The sequence below is a fragment of the Streptomyces sp. Da 82-17 genome (assembly GCF_046098215.1).
Lineage (GTDB): Bacteria > Actinomycetota > Actinomycetes > Streptomycetales > Streptomycetaceae > Streptomyces.
This window is the reverse complement of the sequence record NZ_JBJURH010000040.1, coordinates 1-18984: the sequence shown is the minus strand read 5'-3', so window position 1 is coordinate 18984 and position 18984 is coordinate 1. Positions and strand designations below refer to the sequence as shown.

Below are 18984 nucleotides of genomic sequence, written 5' to 3'. Positions count from 1 at the left end.
TGCTGAGTTTGATGTGCCGCCCTCCCTCTCGGGAGTCGCTCCGGACGCACAAGTGCGCCGGTTGCGTTCTGGCGGAGATGTAAAGCTACTGGAGCGGGGCGCCCCGATGCAAATCGAGGCGCCCCGCTCCCTGTTGGTGCTGATCAAGCCCGCGTGCGGGTCAGACCTCCACGACGACCGGGAGGATCATCGGGCGCCGGCGGTAGTTGTCGGAGACCCACTTGCCCAGCGTGCGGCGTACGAGCTGCTGCAGCTGGTGCGGTTCCACGACGCCGTCCTGGGCGGAACGCTCCAGGGCCTCGCCGATCTTCGGAATGACGGCCCCGAACGCGGAGTCCTCGATACCGGAACCCCGCGCCTGGATGTGCGGGCCACCGGTGATCTTGCCGGTGGTGGAGTCGACCACGACGAAGACCGAGATGATGCCCTCGTCGCCGAGGATGCGGCGGTCCTTGAGGGAGGACTCCGTGACGTCGCCGACCGAGAGGCCGTCCACGTACACGTAACCCGCCTGGACCTTGCCGACGATCTTGGCCTTGCCCTCGACGAGGTCGACGACCACGCCGTCCTCGGCGATCACGATGTTCTGGTGCGGAACACCCGTGAGGGCGCCGAGCTCGGCGTTGGCGCGCAGGTGGCGCCATTCGCCGTGGACCGGCATCAGGTTCTTCGGCTTGCAGATGTTGTAGAAGTACAGCAGCTCGCCCGCCGAGGCGTGGCCGGAGACGTGGACCTTGGCGTTGCCCTTGTGGACCACGTTGGCGCCCCAGCGCGTCAGGCCGTTGATCACGCGGTAGACCGCGTTCTCGTTGCCGGGGATCAGGGACGACGCCAGGATCACTGTGTCGCCCTGGACGATGCGGATCTGGTGGTCCCGGTTGGCCATGCGGGAGAGCGCGGCCATGGGTTCGCCCTGCGAGCCCGTGCAGATGAGGACCACTTCGTCGTCCGGCAGGTCGTCGAGGGTCTTGACGTCGACGACCAGGCCCGGCGGCACCCGCAGATAGCCGAGGTCACGGGCGATGCCCATGTTGCGGACCATCGAGCGGCCGACGAAGGCGACCCGGCGGCCGTACTCGTGGGCGGCGTCGAGGACCTGCTGGATGCGGTGGACGTGGCTGGCGAAGCTCGCCACGATGATGCGCTTGCGGGCGCCCGCGAAGACCTGTCGTACGACATTGGAGATGTCGCGCTCCGGCGGGACGAAGCCGGGGACCTCGGCGTTCGTCGAGTCCGAGAGGAGCAGGTCGATGCCCTCCTCGGCGAGACGGGCGAAGGTGTTGAGGTCGGTGAGGCGGCCGTCGAGCGGCAGCTGGTCCATCTTGAAGTCGCCGGTGTGGACCACCATGCCCGCGGGGGTGCGGATGGCGACCGCGAGGGCGTCCGGGATGGAGTGGTTGACCGCGACGAACTCGCAGTCGAAGGGGCCGACCCGCTCGCGGTGCCCCTCCTTGACCTCGAGGGTGTACGGGCGGATGCGGTGCTCCTGGAGCTTCGCCTCGATCAGGGCGAGGGTCAGCTTGGAGCCGATCAGCGGGATGTCCGGCTTCTCGCGCAGCAGGTACGGGACGGCGCCGATGTGGTCCTCGTGCCCGTGGGTGAGGACGATGCCCTCGATGTCGTCGAGGCGGTCCCGGATGCTGCTGAAGTCCGGCAGGATCAGGTCGATTCCGGGCTGCTCCTCCTCGGGGAAGAGCACTCCGCAGTCGACGATCAACAGGCGGCCGCCGTACTCGAAGACGGTCATGTTGCGGCCGATCTCGCCGAGGCCGCCGAGCGGGGTGACGCGCAGGCCGCCCTCGGGCAGCTTCGGCGGGGAGCCGAGCTCAGGGTGCGGATGACTCAAAAGACTCTCCTAACCACACGCGCCACGTACCCAGAGGCACGTGGCGCGCATGACATTCGTGCAGGTGCAGTTGTCGTCTGCAGTGTTCGTCTGTGCTGTCTGTGTTGCGTGTGTGGTGCGTGTGGAGTTGTGCGGTTGTTCAGTTGTGAAGTCTGTTGTCAGAGCTGTACCCCGCCGGCGGCGAGATCGATCTTGAGCTGGTGGGTTTCCTCGGTCGAGAGTTCGACAAGCGGCAGGCGCAGCGGTCCGGCCGGGAGGCCCTGCAGGTCGAGGGCGGCCTTCGTCGTGATGACGCCCTGCGTGCGGAACATGCCCGTGAAGACCGGCAGCAGCTTCTGGTGGATCTCGGTGGCCTTGCGTACGTCACCGGAGAGGTGCGCGTCGAGCATGGCGCGCAGCTCCGGCGTGACCACGTGGCTGACGACGGAGACGAAGCCGACCGCGCCCACGGAGAGCAGCGGCAGGTTGAGCATGTCGTCGCCCGAGTACCAGGCGAGGCCGCTGCGGGCGATGGCCCAGCTGGCGCGGCCGAGGTCGCCCTTGGCGTCCTTGTTGGCCACGATCCGCGGGTGCTCGGCGAGCGCGACGATCGTCTCGGTGTTGATGGGGACGCCGCTGCGGCCGGGGATGTCGTAGAGCATGACCGGCAGCTCGGTGGCGTCCGCGATCGCGGTGAAGTGCCGGTAGAGGCCTTCCTGCGGCGGCTTGTTGTAGTACGGCGTGACCGTGAGCAGGCCGTGGGCGCCGGCCTTCTCGGCCGCACGGGCGAGTTCGATGCTGTGCCGGGTGTCGTTGGTGCCGACGCCGGCGACGACATGGGCCCGGTCGCCGACCGCCTCCACCACGGCTCGTACGAGCTCGGTTTTCTCCGCGTCGCTGGTGGTCGGGGACTCGCCGGTGGTGCCGTTGACGATCAGGCCGTCGTTGCCTGCGTCCACCAGGTGGGTGGCGAGTCGCTGTGCGCCGTCGAGGTCGAGTGCGCCGTCCGCCGCGAAGGGCGTGACCATGGCGGTGAGGACCCTCCCGAAGGGGGTTTGCGGAGTCGAGGTCGGAGCCATGGGTAACACGCTACTCGCTGCGCAGTGCGGGGTCCCCCCTCGGGGGACGTGAGCGGCCCTACACAGGGCGGAAAACCAGAGGATCCCGGCACTGCCTGCTCGGGGGTTCAAGCAGTGCCGGGTCCGTTTGATCAGGCTAGATGAACTTCTCGAAATGCCGCAATACGGACACTTCGCAGGGCTGACCGCACATCTGTGCCCGCCCCCGGAAGCCCGTGTGTCGCACTACGGGGCCACGCGGCCGTTCTTGTTGAACGCGGCGTACGTGAGCGGCATGAGCTTGGCCCACTCCTGCTCCATCTTCTCGCCGACCATCTCGATCTCCCGCTGCGGGAAGGACGGCACCTTGGCCATCTCGTGCTGCGTGCGCAGGCCGAGGAAGTGCATCAGCGAGCGGGCGTTGCACGTCGCGTACATCGAGGAGAAGAGGCCGACCGGCAGGACCGAACGGGCCACCTCGCGGGCGACGCCGGCGGCGAGCATCTCCTGGTACGCCTCGTACGCCTGGCGGTAGGAGTCCTCCATGACGCGGCCGGTGAGCTCCTGCTGCGCCTGGGTGCCCTCCACGAAGACGTACTTGCCCGGGCGGCCCTCCTGGACGAGCTTGCGGGACTCGTCCGGGACGTAGAAGACGGGCTGCAGCTCCCTGTACCGACCCGATTCCTCGTTGTACGACCAGCCGACGCGGTGGCGCATGAACTCGCGGAAGACGAAGATCGGGGCGCTGATGAAGAACGTCATCGAGTTGTGCTCGAAGGGGCTGCCGTGGCGGTCCCGCATCAGGTAGTTGATCAGGCCCTTGGAGCGCTCCGGGTCCTTGCTGAGCTCGTCGAGGGACTGCTCGCCGGCGGTGGAGACGCGAGCGGCCCACAGCACGTCCGTGTCGGCGGCGCTGTGCTTCACCAGCTCGACGGTGACATCGCTGCGGAAGCTCGGCTTCAGGTCTTCTTCTGGGGTGGCTGCAGGGGTCTCGCTCACCGGCGGGGGTCCTTCCAATTGCACTCGCTCGGGCGGCGCCCACTCTACGGCGCGGCACTGACAGAGGGCCGTTCGGCGGTGCTCTGCAACGTTCTCCGGTGAATTTCCCGATTGAGGGCACCAATGCGCCCTTTTGAACGTCTGTCTTGGTAGCAGCGATTCAGTTCGAGACCCGCGTGGTCTCCTGTGACAGCAAGGAGCCGAGCCCCTCATGTTCCGTCGGCGCGAGCCCGTTCCGTTCGCCTTCATCGCCGAAGCCGACAAGTACCGCAGCAATGTCACTCCCCCGCCCCGCGAGCGTGCGACGGCCGGTCAGATCATGGGCCGTGCGCTGATCGGCGCCACTCTGGTCGCCGGCCTCGTGGGTTCCCTGCTCTTCGGGCTCCCGGCGCTCTCCCCCGAGCAGTCGCCCGCGTCCACCCAGCAGTCCGAGGCCGCCGACGGACGCTGACCCCCCCGTCAGGACGGACGACCCCCGCAACGCGGCACGACGCGGCGCGAAACCCCCGAGGGTGGCCGCCCGTCCGGCCTCTGGGTAGCCTCACCGGGCACACAGCCCAACGCGTGCTTCGAGTGAGGACCAGTCGTGCCCCTGCCCTTCCTGACGGCCGACCGCGCTTTTGACGAAGCGGCGGACGACGTCGCGCTGCCCTACGAGGACCGCGACGCGTGGCGCCGGCCCTACCGGCCAGGCCCCTGGCGCGTGGCCGCGGCCGCGCTGCTCCTGCTGCTCGCCTCGTACATCCTGTTCGCCGCGGTGATCATCGCGGTGGCCGGGGAGACTCCGGGGGCGGTCGGGTGCGGGGCCGGGGCGGTGCTCGTGATCGCGGCCGCGCTGCGGATGCTGCGCATGGGCACGTGGGTGAGCGCGCGCGGGCTGCGGCACGTGGGGTTCTTCCGTACGCGTACGGTCCCGTGGGCGCAGGTCGTCGCCGTGCGCACCACGCAGCAGCCGGTGCGGTGGCTCGGGCTGCCGCGGACCGTGCAGGGGCAGGCGCTGGTCCTGGAGTGCCGGGGCGAGGCGCTCGCGGCGCCGCTGCTCACCGACCACAGCGCCGACTTCCTCGCCCGGCGCGAGGCGTTCGACCGGGCGGCCGACACGGTCGAGGCCTGGGCGGCCGACTACCGCACCGCGGCGTGACGCCGTAGCCGCCCCCATAGCTCCGTAGCTCCGTAGCTCCGTAGCTCCGTAGTACGACACAACCCCCGCCCCTGCCCGGAGAGTTCGGGTCAGGGGCGGGGGTTTTCACGGCCGGGGGCGGGTCACTTCCCGTCGTGCAGGCTGATCGCGCGCTGCATGGCCTTGCGGGCGCGCGGGGTGTCGCGGGCGTCGTGGTACGCGACGGCGAGCCGGAACCAGCAGCGCCAGTCCTCCGGGTGGTCCTCCGTCTCGGCGCGGCGCCTGGCGAACACCTCGTCGGCCGAGTCGCGGTCGATGCGGCCGCTCGGCAGGCGCTTCAGCTCGTCGACCGGGAGGCCGCCCTCCGCTTCGAGCTCGGCGGCCAGGGCGTTCGCCTTGCGGGCGAACTGCGTGGTCTTCCAGAGGAACCACACGCCGATCAGCGGCAGTACGAGGACGGCGACCCCGAACGTGACGGTGACCGCGGTGCCCTGCCGTATCAGCAGCACGCCGCGGCTGCCGACCAGGACGAAGTAGACGACCAGGGCGGCGGCCAGGGCGAAGTAGGTGATCTTTGCGCGCATCGGAGCGTCGGCCGTCCGGTCAGCTGTCCAGGTCGAGGAAGTGCTCCAGGCCGAAGGTGAGGCCCGGGGTGTCCACGACGCGGCGCACGCCGAGCAGGATGCCCGGCATGAAGCTCTTGTGGTGCAGCGAGTCGTGACGGATCGTCAGCGTCTCGCCCTCACCGCCGAACAGCACCTCCTGGTGGGCGAGCAGCCCGCGCAGCCGCACCGAGTGCACCGGCACACCGTCGACGTCCGCGCCGCGGGCGCCGTCGAGGGCCGTGGAAGTGGCGTCGGGCTGCGGGGCGCAGCCTGCCTTCTCCCGGGCCGCGGCGATCAGCTGGGCGGTGCGGTGCGCGGTGCCGCTCGGGGCGTCCGCCTTGTTCGGGTGGTGCAGCTCGATGACCTCGGCCGACTCGAAGAACCGGGCCGCCTTCTGGGCGAACTGCATGGTCAGGACCGCGCCGATGGAGAAGTTCGGGGCGATCAGGACACCGGTCGCGGGCGAGGCGTCGAGCCAGCCGCGCAGCCGGTCCAGGCGCTCGTCCGTCCAGCCCGTCGTGCCGACGACGCCGTGGATGCCGTTCGCGACGCAGTACTCCAGGTTGCCCATCACCGCGTCCGGGTGGGTCAGGTCCACGGCGACCTGGGCGCCCGCCTCGGCGAGTGCCTCGATCTTGTCGTCGCGGTCCAGGGCGGCGACCAGCTCCAGGTCCTCGGCGGCCTCGACGGACCGGGCCGCCTCCGAGCCGATCCGGCCCTTGGCGCCGAGGACCGCCACGCGCAGCTTGCTCATGTGCTTGATTCCTTACGGGAGTTGAGAGCCGTACGGCTTACGCCACCGCTCCGTACGACGGCGTTACGCGACCGCTTCGTGCAGCCGGGCCGCCTGCTTGTCCTTCAGCGGGCCGATGACCGACAGCGAGGGACGCTGTCCCAGGATCTCGCGCGCCACGTCCCGCACCTCGTCCGGGGTGACCGCCGCTATCCGGGCGAGCATGTCGTCCACCGACATGTGGTCGCCCCAGCACAGCTCGCTCTTGCCGATGCGGTTCATCAGCGCGCCCGTGTCCTCCAGGCCGAGGACCGTGGAGCCGGCGAGCTGGCCGATGGCGCGGCCGATCTCGTCGTCGGTGAGGCCGTGCTCGGCGACGTGGTCGAGCTCGTCGCGGCAGATCCGCAGAACGTCGTGCACCTGGCTCGGGCGGCAGCCCGCGTACACGCCGAACAGGCCGCAGTCGGCATAGCCCGAGGTGTACGAGTACACGCTGTAGGCCAGGCCGCGCTTCTCGCGGACCTCCTGGAACAGGCGGGACGACATGCCGCCACCCAGCGCCGTGTTGAGCACGCCGAGGGCCCAGCGGCGCTCGTCGGTACGGGCCAGGCCGGGCATGCCGAGGACGACGTGCGCCTGCTCGGTCTTGCGGCTGACCACGTCGAGCCCGCCGGCCGTGCGGATGGCGCGGCGGCCGGCGCGCGGCGCGATCGGGGTCGCGTCCAGGTCCTTGAGCGCCCCGGCCTTCTCGAAGGCGGCGCGGACCTGGCGTACGACCTTGTTGTGGTCGACGTTGCCCGCGGCCGCGACCACCAGGTGGCGGGGGTCGTAGTGCTTCTTGTAGAAGCGGCGGATACGGGACGCGTCCAGGCCGTTGACCGTGTCGACGGTGCCGAGGACCGGGCGGCCCAGCGGGGTGTCGCCGAGCATGGTGTGCGCGAACAGGTCGTGCACGCAGTCGCCCGGGTCGTCGTCGGTCATCGCGATCTCTTCAAGGATCACGCCGCGCTCGGCGTCGACGTCCTCCTGCTCGATCAGGGAGCCGGTGAGCATGTCGCACACCACGTCGATCGCGAGCGGCAGGTCGGTGTCGAGCACGCGCGCGTAGTAGCAGGTGAACTCCTTCGCCGTGAAGGCGTTCATCTCGCCGCCGACCGCGTCGATCGCGGCGGAGATGTCCAGGGCGGTGCGCTTCTTCGTGCCCTTGAAGAGGAGGTGTTCGAGGTAGTGCGTGGCGCCGTTCAGGGACGGCGTCTCGTCGCGCGATCCGACGTGCGCCCAGATCCCGAAGGTCGCCGAGCGCACGGAGGGCAGGGTCTCGGTGACGACGCGCAGGCCGCCCGGCAGCGTCGTGCGGCGCACGGTGCCGATGCCGTCCTTGCCCTTGAGCAGTGTTTGCGTACGGGCGACGGCCCGCACCTGCGAGGAGGTGCGGGCCGTCGCCTTGGTGCTACGGGACGTCACTTGTCGGCGTCGTCCTTCTTCGCCTCGTCGCCTTCCTCGCCCTCGATCACGGGGATCAGGGAGAGCTTGCCGCGGGAGTCGATCTCGGCGATCTCGACCTGGACCTTCTGGCCCACACCGAGGACGTCCTCGACGTTCTCCACGCGCTTGCCGCCGGCGAGCTTGCGGATCTGCGAGATGTGCAGCAGACCGTCCTTGCCCGGGAGCAGCGACACGAACGCACCGAAGGTCGTCGTCTTCACGACGGTGCCCAGGTAGCGCTCGCCGACCTCCGGCATGGTCGGGTTGGCGATGCCGTTGATCGTGGCGCGGGCGGCCTCGGCGGCCGGTCCGTCGGCGGCACCGATGTAGATCGTGCCGTCGTCCTCGATCGTGATGTCGGCGCCGGTGTCCTCCTGGATCTGGTTGATCATCTTGCCCTTGGGGCCGATGACCTCACCGATCTTGTCCACCGGGATCTTGACGGTGATGATCCGCGGCGCGTTCGGGGACATCTCGTCCGGAACGTCGATCGCCTCGGTCATCACGTCGAGGATGTGCAGACGGGCGTCGCGGGCCTGCTTGAGGGCCGCGGCCAGGACGGAGGCCGGGATGCCGTCCAGCTTGGTGTCGAGCTGGAGGGCGGTCACGAACTCCTTGGTGCCGGCGACCTTGAAGTCCATGTCGCCGAAGGCGTCCTCCGCACCGAGGATGTCGGTGAGGGTGACGTAGTGCGTCTCGCCGTCGATCTCCTGGGAGATCAGGCCCATGGCGATACCGGCGACGGCGGCCTTCAGCGGCACACCGGCGTTCAGCAGCGACATGGTGGAGGCGCAGACCGAGCCCATGGACGTCGAGCCGTTGGAGCCGAGGGCCTCGGACACCTGACGGATCGCGTACGGGAACTCCTCGCGCGTCGGCAGGACCGGCACGAGGGCGCGCTCGGCGAGGGCGCCGTGGCCGATCTCGCGGCGCTTCGGGGAGCCGACGCGGCCGGTCTCACCGGTGGAGTAGGGCGGGAAGTTGTAGTTGTGCATGTAGCGCTTGCGGGTCACCGGGGAGAGGGTGTCCAGCTGCTGCTCCATGCGCAGCATGTTCAGCGTGGTGACGCCCAGGATCTGGGTCTCGCCGCGCTCGAACAGGGCCGAGCCGTGCACGCGCGGGATGGCCTCGACCTCGGCGGCCAGGGTGCGGATGTCGGTGACACCGCGGCCGTCGATGCGGACCTTCTCCTTGATGACGCGCTCCCGGACCAGGGACTTGGTCAGCGAGCGGTACGCCGCGGAGATCTCCTTCTCGCGGCCCTCGAACTCCGGCAGGAGCTTCTCGCCGGCCAGCGCCTTGACGCGGTCCAGCTCGGCCTCGCGCTCCTGCTTGCCGGCGATGGTGAGCGCCTGGGCGAGCTCGGGCTTGACGGCGGCGGTGAGCGCCTCCAGGACGTCGTCCTCGTAGTCGAGGAAGATCGGGAACTCGCCCTCGGGCTTGGCGGCCTTGGCGGCGAGCTCCGACTGGGCCTTGCAGAGCACCTTGATGAAGGGCTTCGCGGCCTCGAGACCGGCGGCGACGATCTCCTCGGTCGGGGCGGCGGCGCCGCCCTTGACGAGCTCGATGGTCTTCTCGGTGGCCTCGGCCTCGACCATCATGATCGCGACGTCGCCGTCCTCCAGGACGCGACCGGCGACGACCATGTCGAAGACGGCGTCCTCGAGCTCGGTGTGCGTCGGGAACGCGACCCACTGGCCCTTGATGAGCGCCACGCGCGTGCCGCCGATCGGGCCCGAGAAGGGCAGGCCGGCCAGCTGCGTGGAGCAGGACGCGGCGTTGATCGCGATGACGTCGTAGAGGTGGTCGGGGTTGAGCGCCATGACCGTCTCGACGATCTGGATCTCGTTGCGCAGGCCCTTCTTGAAGGAGGGGCGCAGCGGGCGGTCGATCAGGCGGCAGGTCAGGATCGCGTCCTCGGAGGGGCGGCCCTCACGGCGGAAGAACGAACCGGGGATCTTGCCGGCGGCGTACTGCCGCTCCTCGACGTCCACCGTCAGCGGGAAGAAGTCGAGCTGGTCCTTGGGCTTCTTGGACGCGGTGGTGGCCGAGAGGACCATCGTGTCGTCGTCCAGGTAGGCCACGGCGGAGCCGGCGGCCTGGCGGGCCAGGCGGCCCGTCTCGAAGCGGATGGTGCGGGTGCCGAAGGTGCCGTTGTCGATGACGGCCTCGGCGTAGTGGGTCTCGTTCTCCACTAGCGATCTCTCCGTTTGCTTGTCGCCCCGGGGTCTGCGTGACTCCGGGACTGTTCGTCTTTTGTCCGCGACGCCCGTGTGGCGAAGGGACGGGGCGGAGAAGCGCCTTGAGTGCGGGCCGGTCTTCGATCGAAGCACCCGGGGATTGCACTTCGTTTTCCCGGGGGCCACTACCGAGGACCGGCGTCGGCGGAGGTCGCCTCTCCTCGTTCGTATCGTCTTGTTCTGCGTCTTCTGCGTTGTCCGGTACGGCTGTGCCGTGCGGGACGGTCCGTCACGGGTGACGTACGTCTCGTACGACGTTCCGCGACCAGACTACAAAGCCGTCGTGCTCTGTGCGCACGTACAGCAAAGGGAGCGGTCCCCTAAGCGTGGGAACCGCTCCCTCCACGGCGTCTTACTTGGCGCCCGCCGCACCGCGGCGGATGCCGAGGCGCTCGACGAGGGCGCGGAAGCGCGTGATGTCCTTCTTGGCCAGGTACTGAAGCAGGCGGCGGCGCTGGCCGACCAGGATCAGCAGGCCACGACGGGAGTGGTGGTCGTGCTTGTGGGTCTTCAGGTGCTCGGTCAGGTCCGAGATACGGCGCGAGAGCAGGGCGACCTGGACCTCGGGGGAGCCGGTGTCACCCTCCTTGGTGGCGAACTCGGCCATGATCTGCTTCTTCGTGGCGGTGTCGAGGGACACGCGAACTCCTCAGGTTTCTAGTGCTGCCACCGAGTGCCCCTGGTCTACGTCTCAGGGGAGCTTCCGTGACTCGGGAGGCGGGGATCCGCTGGGCGCCGCCTCCAGGGTGTCGAGTGCTCCTCGACGGCTCCGGGGGCGCGTACACAAACGGCCGCCAAACAGACTACCAGCCGGTCTGCCGGGGCTTTACCACGGGGAACGCGACAGGGGCCCGGGAAGACCCCGGGCCCCTGTCGGCATGCGTCACTCGTACCGGTGAGGGCGCTACACCCCTCCGCGCACCTTGGCGTACACGTCGAGCACGGCCAGGCAGAGCGGGATGAGGGAGAGCAGGACCAGCGAGTCCGCGAGGTCGAGCATCCGGCCCCAGAAGGGGGACAGGCCCTTCTGCGGAACGATCAGGGCGATCGCGATCAGGAGCAGCGCACCGGCCGCGACGCAGGCGCCGAGCCAGAGGGTGCGGAGGTCCACCGCGCCGGAGTCGCCCATGTACAGGTCCTTCAGCATCTCCATCGGCGGGGAGATCGCGAGGCCGAGGATCAGCAGGGCGATGGTGACGACGCCGGAGACCAGCAGGCAGGTGACCTGCGCGGTGTAGCGGAACAGCCGGGCGCGGAGCATCGCGGCGAGGCCGACGACCAGGGCGACGAGCTGGGCCCAGCCGCTGTCGCTGAAGCCGAGGACGGCGCCGGCGGAGCCGACGATGACGATGGCGCAGCCGCCGACCATGCCGAGCAGCAGCTCGTGGCCGCGGCTGGTCTGGGCGACGATGCGCTGGACGTCGACGGCCTCGAGGTTGCCCTCCTGGCCCTCGCGGCGGGCGCGCGCCAGGTCCTCCGGCGAGCGGAAGCCGATCGGCAGCTTGGCGAAGCGGGCGGACCAGCCGGGCAGGAAGCCGATCACGGCGACGGCGACGACGGCGGTGCCGGCGGCGATCTCGCGCGGCTCGACCTCGGTGAGGATGCCGACGAACGCGGCGAGCGTGCCGATGGCGGCGGCGAGGGCCGCGGCGACGAACGGCGCGTCACCCTGCGGCAGCAGCATGATCAGTACGACGGCGAAGATCAGCACGACCACGCAGCCGACCAGGAACTGCAGCTTGCCCGGTCCTTGTCCCGCGTCCTGCGGCAGTACGCCGGAGCCCGCGATCAGCGCGTGCGGCAGCGCGGCGATGCCGAGGGCGACGGCCGCGCCCCGGTCGTCGTACACCCGGCCGCGGACGCCCGCGAGGGCGGTCAGCGCGATGGCGACGACGCCCGCGACGATGCCCTGCAGTCCGTGCATGTCGTGGCGGAGCGGGTCCGCGAACCAGAAGACGAAGCCGAGCATCGTCAGGAGCAGGACGCCCGAGACGAGACCGGCGACGCGCATGAGGTTGTCGTTCCAGCCGCGCAGGTCCTGCTTGACGGCCGCGGCGACGGCGTCCACCACGTCGTCGTGGACGGCCGGCGGCAGCGAGTCGGCGAACGGCCGCAGCAGCAGCACCTCGCCGTCGCGGACGCGGTGCTCGAGGAGCGATCGGCTCGCGTCGAGCACGTCGCCGTCGCGGCGCACCAGGTGGTAGCCGGCGAGGGCGTTGTCGTCGTGGGCCATGCCCGAGAGCCGAACGATCTCCGGATAGATGTCCTGGATCGGCAGATCCTCGGGCAGCGCCACATCGATCCGACTGTCCGGCGCTGCGACGGTGACCCGGCAGAAACCTGTCGATGTGCCCGTGCTCACCTGGTAGTTCCCCCTGTATAAGGCACTGACTTACGTCTTTACGCCGCACGTACAAACGGCGGAGCGCCACCCTACCCCCAGCACTTGGGGGCGCCCGAGCCACCTCCCTCATTTCTCCTCGCACCCTTGCCGCATCTCCACCCCTCCTGGCTGCCTGGGTGTCGGAGCTTGACAGTAGGATCGGCGCCTACGCGGACGAGAAGCACGTCGCCGCTCAACGGGGGGCGTCGGTGCATGGACGTATCAATCACGAAGGATGAGTGCATCGGTGAGCGTCGTCATCATCAAGCGGCAGCCGAGGATTCAGCTGCCTGCCGTCCCGGAGGGGGAGGTCAAGCTCGAGTCGCCGCCTGAAATTCCTCGGGAGGGCGACGACAGTGTGCTGATGAACCTGCTGCCGATGTTCGGCATGCTGGGTTCCGTCGGCTTCTTCTTCATGCCGAACCTCCCGTCGTACATGCGCGTGGTGGGCGGTCTCATGCTCGCCTCGACGCTCGCGATGGCCATCGCGCAGTTCGCCAAGTCCCGGCAGGGCGGCGGCGCGGGCATGGCTCAGGACCGGCGTGACTACTTCCGGTACCTGGAGCAGGTCCGCAAGGACGTGCACAAGACCGCCGAACTCCAGCGCCGTACGCAGCTGTTCCAGCACCCGGATCCCGACCAGCTCTGGGCGGTGGCCGCGGACGGCAAGCGGCTGTGGGAGCGCCGGCCGACGGACAACGACTTCGCGTCGGTCCGAGTGGGCCTCGGCAGCCAGCAGTTGAACACTCCGCTGGTCGCGCCGGAGACGGCGCCCAAGGAGGAGCTGGAGCCGCTGACCGCTGCGGCGATGAAGGCCTTCCTCGACGCGCACGGCTCGATCGCCGACCTGCCGGTCGCGGTCTCGCTGCGCGCCTTCTACCACGTGGCCCTCTGCGGCGACACGGACACGGTGTACGGCAACGCGCGTGCCGCGATCGCCCAGTTGACCACGCTGCACTCCCCCGAGGACCTGCTCGTCGCCGTGGTGGCGCACCCCTCGGCCGCGGCGGACTGGGACTGGATCAAGTGGCTGCCGCACGCCCAGCACCCGAAGGCGAAGGACGGCGCGGGCTCGGCCCGGCTGCTCTTCGACGACCTGGGCGAGCTGGAGGAGGCGCTGGAGGACCAGCTGGGCGACCGCCCGCGCTGGAACCGCGACGCCAACCCGGTGTACGACCAGCCGCACCTGATCGTGATCCTCGACGGCGGCACGGTCCCGCCGGACTCCGAACTCGCGGGCGCCGAGGGACTCCAGGGCGTGACCTTCCTGGAGATCGCCCCGGGCGAGCTGGAGGACGAGCTCCGCGGCGGCCTGACGGCGTACCTGAAGCCGGACAAGCTGCAGCTGTTCGTCGGCCACGAGTCGGCGTACAGCGGCACGCCCGACGTGCTGAGCCCGGAGCAGGCCGAGGCGCTCGCCCGGCAGATGGCCGCGTTCCGCGTCGGCAGCGCCGAAGAGGGCGAACCGCTCCTCGCCAACCTGGACTTCACCGACCTCATGGGCATCGGCGACGCCGGTTCGGTGGACGTCTCGCGCACCTGGCGGCCGCGTACGCAGCACGAGCGCCTGCGCGTGCCGATCGGTGTGGGCCAGGCCGGCGAGCCGGTCATGCTCGACCTCAAGGAGGCGGCGCAGGAAGGCATGGGCCCGCACGGCCTGTGCGTCGGCGCGACCGGTTCCGGTAAGTCCGAGGTGCTGCGCACCCTGGTGCTCGGCCTCTCGGTCACGCACTCCTCGGAGACGCTGAACTTCATCCTCGCGGACTTCAAGGGTGGTGCGACGTTCGCCGGCATGGCGGACATGCCGCACACCGCGGCCGTGATCACCAACCTCGCCGACGACCTCACGCTCATCGACCGCATGCGCGACTCGATCACCGGTGAGATGCAGCGCCGCCAGGAGCTGCTGCGCACGGCGGGCAACTTCGCCAACCTCACGGACTACGAGAAGGCGCGTGCCGCCGGCGCCGCCCTGGAGCCGATGCCCTCGCTGGTGATCGTGCTCGACGAGTTCTCCGAACTCCTCACCGCGAAGCCGGACTTCATCGACATGTTCATCCAGATCGGCCGTATCGGCCGATCCCTGGGTGTGCACCTGCTGCTCGCCTCGCAGCGCCTGGAGGAGGGCAAGCTCCGCGGTCTGGACACGTACCTCTCGTACCGCATCGGTCTGCGGACGTTCTCCGCGGCCGAGTCGCGTACGGCGATCGGTGTGCCGGACGCGTACCACCTGCCGTCCATCCCGGGTTCGGGTTATCTGCGGTACGACACCGACACCATGGTGCGGTTCAAGGCCGCGTACGTGTCCGGTCCGTACCACGGCGAGGGCCCCTCGCGCGTGCACCGCTCGACGCAGCTGCGGCCCGCGCTGTTCAAGGCCGGTCACGTGGAGCTGCCGCCGCAGCCGGTCATCGAGGAGCCGGAGCAGGACGACCGCGTGGACGACGCCCTCGCGGACACCGTGCTCGACGTGATCGTCAGCAAGATGGTCGGTCAGGGCCCGCCGGCCCACCAGGTGTGGCTGCCGCCGCTGGAGGAGGCGCCCTCCTTGGAGCAGCTCCTCCCCGCCCTGGCGATCACGCCCGAACGCGGCCTGACCGCCCCGGAGTACACGGCGCTCGGCCGGCTCAACGTTCCGGTCGGCCTCGTCGACAAGCCCTTCGAGCAGCGCCGCGACGTCCTGTACCGGGACTTCTCCGGCGGCGCCGGTCACGGTCTGTTCGTGGGTGGTCCGCAGTCCGGCAAGTCGACGCTGCTGCGTTCGGTGATCACCTCGTTCGCGCTCACGCACACGCCCAGCGAAGTGCAGTTCTACTGCCTGGACTTCGGTGGCGGTGGTCTCATCGCGATGGAGGACCTGGCCCACGTCGGCGGTGTCGCCAACCGTCTGGACGCCGAGAAGGTGCGCCGTACGGTCAGCGAGGTCGAGGGCATCCTCAACTCGCGCGAGGAGTACTTCCGCGCGAACAACGTCGACTCCATCCAGACCTACCGGCAGCGCCGGAACTCGGGTCAGCTGCCCGACCAGCCGTGGGGTGACGTCTTCCTGGTCATCGACGGCTGGGGAACGTTCAAGACGGACTACGAAGCCCTCGAGGCGTCCATCACCGACATGGCGATGCGCGGTCTCGGCTTCGGTGTCCACGTGATCCTGACGGCGAGCCGGTACACCGAGGTGCGGCCCGCGCTCAAGGACATGCTGCAGAACCGCATCGAGCTGCGCCTCGGTGACCCGACCGAGTCGGAGATCGACCGCAAGGTCGCGCAGAACGTCCCGGCGGCCGTCCCCGGCCGTGGTCTGACGCAGGACAAGCTGCACTTCATGACGGCGCTGCCGCGCGTGGACGGCTCCTCGGAGACCGAGGACCTCGCGGAGGCCACCTCCGTGGTGATCAACGCGATCAACGAGAACTGGCAGGGCGCCCCGGCCCCGGCGGTGCGGCTGCTGCCGCGCCAGCTGGAGGCGGACCGCCTGCCGAAGGGCTTCGAGCACCCGGAGCGCGGTATCGCCTTCGGTATCGACGAGTCCCAACTCGCCCCGGTCTTCGTGGACTTCGAGACCGACCCGCACTTCGTCATCTTCGGCGAGAGCGAGTCCGGCAAGTCCGCGCTCATCCGGCTGCTCATCAAGCAGATCTGCGAGCGGTACACGCCGGAGCAGGCGAAGATCGTCATCGGTGACTACCGCCGTGCGCATCTGGAGGGCGTCCCGGAGTCGCACCTCTCGCGCTACTGCGCCTCGGCGCCGGCTCTCACCGAGACCCTGGAGGGTCTGGCGGGCTCGCTCAGCCGCCGTATGCCGGGTCCGGACGTCACGCCCGAGCAGCTGCGCAACCGCAGTTGGTACAGCAGCCCGGACGCGTTCGTCATCGTCGACGACTACGACCTGGTGGCCACGGGCATGAACCCGCTCCAGCCGCTGCTCGAGTACCTGCCGTTCGCCCGTGACGTCGGTCTGCGCGTGATCATCGCGCGCCAGTCCGGCGGCGCCAGCCGCTCGCTGTACGAGCCGGTGATGCAGCGCATCCGCGAGCTCGGCGCGCAGGGCGTGGTGCTGTCCGGCGACCGCGTCGAGGGCCAGCTGCTCGGCAACATCACGCCGACCCAGCTCCCGCCCGGCCGTGGCTTCTTCCACACGCGCCGCCGCGGCGGCCAGATGGTCCAGACGGGGTGGCTGCCTCCGCGCTTCTGAGGCTCCTCATCCCGTACGTACGAAACCGTCAGGGGCGGCACCCGTTGTGGGTGCCGCCCCTGCGGCGTTCATGTCTGCCCGTACGGCTGAGGATCAGAACAGGCCGTGCCACATCTGGTCGAGGACGGTGGCCCACCAGTTGTCGGGGTCGAGGGCGCGGGCGTCGATGGCGGCGAGCCGGCGCTGGAACTCCTCGACGGCGGCGCCGGCCTGGTACGGGTCCATGCCGACCATGCCGTTGCGGGTGGCGACCAGCAGGGCGAGGGAGCGGACGAAGGCGTTCAGCGAGGTGTTGACCAGACGGCCCGACCCGGTCTTCGGGCTGGCCGCCCAGACCAGGCCCCGCCAGTCCTCCGCGCCCGCGCACTGCACGGTGATCTCCGCCCAGCCGTCGGTGCCGATGCGGACGTGGCCGGCGAGGGTGGCGAGGACCTGCTCGGGCAACTGGGCGCCGTGGTCGCGCAGATGGCTGGCCGCGTCCTGCACCGGGTCGCTCTCCTTGGGCGCGCCGAAGAAGAACGGCACGTCGGCGGGGAGCCCGGCGGCCAGGAGGGTGCGGCGCGCGGGCCCGGGCAGGTCGAGCCCGGCGAGCTCCTCGGGCACGAACCGCCGTACGCCGCCGGCCAGTTCGAAGAGCTTGTCCAGGTGCCGGCCGAGCGCCTCGTCGGTCACCGGCGCCGCGGGCCTGACGTGCGCGGGCAGCGGGGTGCGGTGCGGGCGGGGCGGCGGTTCGTGGCCGGTGATGGCGTACAGCGACTCGACGTGCTCGACGAGCCGCGCGGCGCCCTCGGTCCGCTCCTGGGCGAAGAGGCCGTACTCGTGCGTCGAGGAGAACTCGGCGCTCGGCAGGGCTCCGGACAACAGCAGCTCACCGGTGTAACCGCCGGGCAGCAGACCGGGGTTGAGGTCGGTGTGCACGGCTATGACGTTCTGCGGCGGGACGTTCAGGCGCAGCAGCTCGGCGTAGCACCGCGTCTCGGCGGGCGCGAGCCCCGGCCCGGAGGTACGCAGCAGCGAGGTCTCCTCCCCGGTCGCCGGATCGACGTACGTGAACACGGCGGTGTTGCCGGGGCCGGTCACGGAGCGGTGGGGTGGGGTGCGGCTTCCGGCGGCGGCTGCGGAGGCGGCTTGGGCCTGGGCCTGGGGGGTGGCTGCGGTCCGGGCTTCCGCCTCGGTTTCGCCTTCGGTTCCGCTTCCGGTTCCGGTTGCGGTTTCGGGGGCGTGCTTCTCCTCGTAGAGGCGTACGACCTCCTCCACCGGGAGGGCGGGCCAGGTGCTGAGTTCGCCGGTGCGGCGGTCCACCACTGCGGTGGCCGCGTCGACCTCGGCGGGCGGGCGGCGCTCGCCGGTCTCCGGGTCCCGTTCCTCGGGCGGCGGGGCGGCCCACACGACCCAGCCGAGCGAGAACGCGTGCATCCGCACCTCACGGCGCCGCTCGGTGGGCGCATCACCGTTGAGCCAGCCGTCGGCCGCGGCACGTGCCTGCTCCTGTGTGGTCTCGCGCTGCGGGGTCACGCGGGGGGCTCCTTGGGGGCGAAGTCGGTCCGGGGGGAGTGCGTTGTGCAGGTTTCTGTGACGCTTCGGGCGCCCTGCCCGCAGCGCGGACGTAAGGCTGCTGTGGGCTGATGTGACGCTTCCGTGTCAACTGCCCGTTGACCTTAATCGACCGCTGTGGTCCCGTGCGCGCGAGCGATACGCTGAAGCCGCGACAGCCAAACGTGAGTCATGGGGGAGCAGTTGTGAGCGGATTCCGCGCGGATGCCAAGGTCCTCAAGGACGAAGGCTTCAGCATGTTCGAGGTCGGCCAGGACTGGGGCAAGGCCACGAAGGCCCTGCAGGACGGCCTCACCGCCCTGGAGAAGGGCGACACTCCCCCGTGGGGCGACGACGACCTGGGCGAGAAGTTCGGCGTCGTCTACGAGGGCCTGCGCGACGGCATGTTCGAGTCGATGAACAGCCTCGCCGAGCGGCTGGCCGGCATGGGCATCAAGTTCACCGAGATGGGCATGCGGCACGAGAAGGGCGAGCTGGCCGAGGAGGAGTCGTACGCGCAGCTCACCTCGCAGCACGACGCGTCCGGCGGCGCGGGCGCCAGGGGCATGGAGTCGGTGTGACGCCGCCGGCCCCGCGCGGGGCCGGCTCGGTGTGAGGCGACCGCCCCGAGGCGGGGCGGTTTGTCCTGGTTATGACGCTCGGTCCTGAACTTCCCTGACAGGGCGGCTCGTTGGAGCCGTCCTGTGACATTCGGGCGGGGCCGGTGTCACTGCTGATGGTTAGGCTTTGACCACCGCTGTACGGCGTGTGACCTGCTTGGCGTGCCCAGGTGTGAGGTCCGCGGGCGGTC

General features: G+C 70.0%; 14 protein-coding genes. 4 read left to right on the top strand and 10 right to left on the bottom strand.

Annotated features, from left to right (window positions below):
* Nucleotides 1–160: 160 nt before the first annotated feature.
* From ACIDOF_RS37005 to thyX, 3 genes are all read right to left on the bottom strand, one after another.
* Nucleotides 161–1846 (bottom strand): ribonuclease J, encoded by a 1686-nt coding sequence (locus tag ACIDOF_RS37005; protein WP_409010659.1) that lies wholly within the window; start codon nucleotides 1844–1846, stop codon nucleotides 161–163.
* Between the two features lie 158 nt (nucleotides 1847–2004).
* Nucleotides 2005–2904, bottom strand: a complete 900-nt coding sequence (gene dapA, locus ACIDOF_RS37000; protein ID WP_409010658.1) for a 4-hydroxy-tetrahydrodipicolinate synthase — start codon at nucleotides 2902–2904, stop codon at nucleotides 2005–2007.
* 225 nt (nucleotides 2905–3129) lie between these two features.
* Nucleotides 3130–3882: an FAD-dependent thymidylate synthase gene (gene thyX / locus ACIDOF_RS36995; RefSeq protein WP_409010657.1), complete on the bottom strand. Its 753-nt coding sequence runs from the start codon at nucleotides 3880–3882 to the stop codon at nucleotides 3130–3132.
* Nucleotides 3883–4093: 211 nt separating this feature from the next.
* On the opposite strand from thyX, the gene ACIDOF_RS36990 reads away from it, so the two are divergent.
* On the top strand, nucleotides 4094–4333 hold the full coding sequence (locus tag ACIDOF_RS36990; protein ID WP_409010656.1) for a hypothetical protein: 240 nt from the start codon (nucleotides 4094–4096) through the stop codon (nucleotides 4331–4333).
* Between the two features lie 135 nt (nucleotides 4334–4468).
* The gene (locus tag ACIDOF_RS36985) at nucleotides 4469–5023 is read left to right on the top strand and encodes a PH domain-containing protein (protein WP_409010655.1); all 555 of its coding nucleotides are present in this window, start codon (nucleotides 4469–4471) and stop codon (nucleotides 5021–5023) included.
* Between the two features lie 122 nt (nucleotides 5024–5145).
* Here the strand turns inward: ACIDOF_RS36985 and ACIDOF_RS36980 are convergent, their stop codons facing one another.
* The 6 genes from ACIDOF_RS36980 to eccD form a co-directional block, all read right to left on the bottom strand.
* Nucleotides 5146–5586 (bottom strand): hypothetical protein, encoded by a 441-nt coding sequence (locus ACIDOF_RS36980; RefSeq protein WP_409010654.1) that lies wholly within the window; start codon nucleotides 5584–5586, stop codon nucleotides 5146–5148.
* Nucleotides 5587–5605: 19 nt separating this feature from the next.
* Complete coding sequence (dapB, locus tag ACIDOF_RS36975; protein WP_409010653.1) at nucleotides 5606–6361, bottom strand: 4-hydroxy-tetrahydrodipicolinate reductase; 756 nt, start codon at nucleotides 6359–6361, stop codon at nucleotides 5606–5608.
* A gap of 63 nt (nucleotides 6362–6424) precedes the next feature.
* Nucleotides 6425–7804 (bottom strand): M16 family metallopeptidase, encoded by a 1380-nt coding sequence (locus ACIDOF_RS36970; RefSeq protein ID WP_409010652.1) that lies wholly within the window; start codon nucleotides 7802–7804, stop codon nucleotides 6425–6427.
* Complete coding sequence (locus tag ACIDOF_RS36965) at nucleotides 7801–10020, bottom strand: polyribonucleotide nucleotidyltransferase (RefSeq protein ID WP_409010651.1); 2220 nt, start codon at nucleotides 10018–10020, stop codon at nucleotides 7801–7803. Before ACIDOF_RS36965 ends, ACIDOF_RS36970 begins: the two co-directional genes overlap by 4 nt.
* Nucleotides 10021–10417: 397 nt before the next feature.
* Complete coding sequence (rpsO, locus tag ACIDOF_RS36960) at nucleotides 10418–10705, bottom strand: 30S ribosomal protein S15 (protein WP_282516991.1); 288 nt, start codon at nucleotides 10703–10705, stop codon at nucleotides 10418–10420.
* 264 nt (nucleotides 10706–10969) lie between these two features.
* A complete protein-coding gene (gene eccD / locus ACIDOF_RS36955; protein WP_409010650.1) occupies nucleotides 10970–12427 on the bottom strand; it encodes a type VII secretion integral membrane protein EccD in 1458 nt (485 codons plus the stop codon).
* 268 nt (nucleotides 12428–12695) lie between these two features.
* On the opposite strand from eccD, the gene eccCa reads away from it, so the two are divergent.
* Entirely contained in the window at nucleotides 12696–16640 is a 3945-nt protein-coding gene (gene eccCa, locus ACIDOF_RS36950) for a type VII secretion protein EccCa (RefSeq protein ID WP_409010649.1), read from the top strand.
* Nucleotides 16641–16733: 93 nt separating this feature from the next.
* Here the strand turns inward: eccCa and ACIDOF_RS36945 are convergent, their stop codons facing one another.
* On the bottom strand, nucleotides 16734–18155 hold the full coding sequence (locus tag ACIDOF_RS36945; RefSeq protein WP_409010648.1) for an SUKH-4 family immunity protein: 1422 nt from the start codon (nucleotides 18153–18155) through the stop codon (nucleotides 16734–16736).
* A 224-nt stretch (nucleotides 18156–18379) separates the two neighbouring features.
* On the opposite strand from ACIDOF_RS36945, the gene ACIDOF_RS36940 reads away from it, so the two are divergent.
* Complete coding sequence (locus ACIDOF_RS36940; protein ID WP_409010647.1) at nucleotides 18380–18754, top strand: hypothetical protein; 375 nt, start codon at nucleotides 18380–18382, stop codon at nucleotides 18752–18754.
* The last annotated feature ends 230 nt before the right edge of the window (nucleotides 18755–18984 follow it).

Coding starts and splice junctions, on each gene's coding strand:
- dapA (WP_409010658.1), bottom strand. CDS start 2,904: ATGGCTCCGACCTCGACTCCGCAAACCCCCTTCGGGAGGGTCCTCACC.
- ACIDOF_RS36990 (WP_409010656.1), top strand. CDS start 4,094: ATGTTCCGTCGGCGCGAGCCCGTTCCGTTCGCCTTCATCGCCGAAGCC.
- ACIDOF_RS36980 (WP_409010654.1), bottom strand. CDS start 5,586: ATGCGCGCAAAGATCACCTACTTCGCCCTGGCCGCCGCCCTGGTCGTC.
- dapB (WP_409010653.1), bottom strand. CDS start 6,361: ATGAGCAAGCTGCGCGTGGCGGTCCTCGGCGCCAAGGGCCGGATCGGC.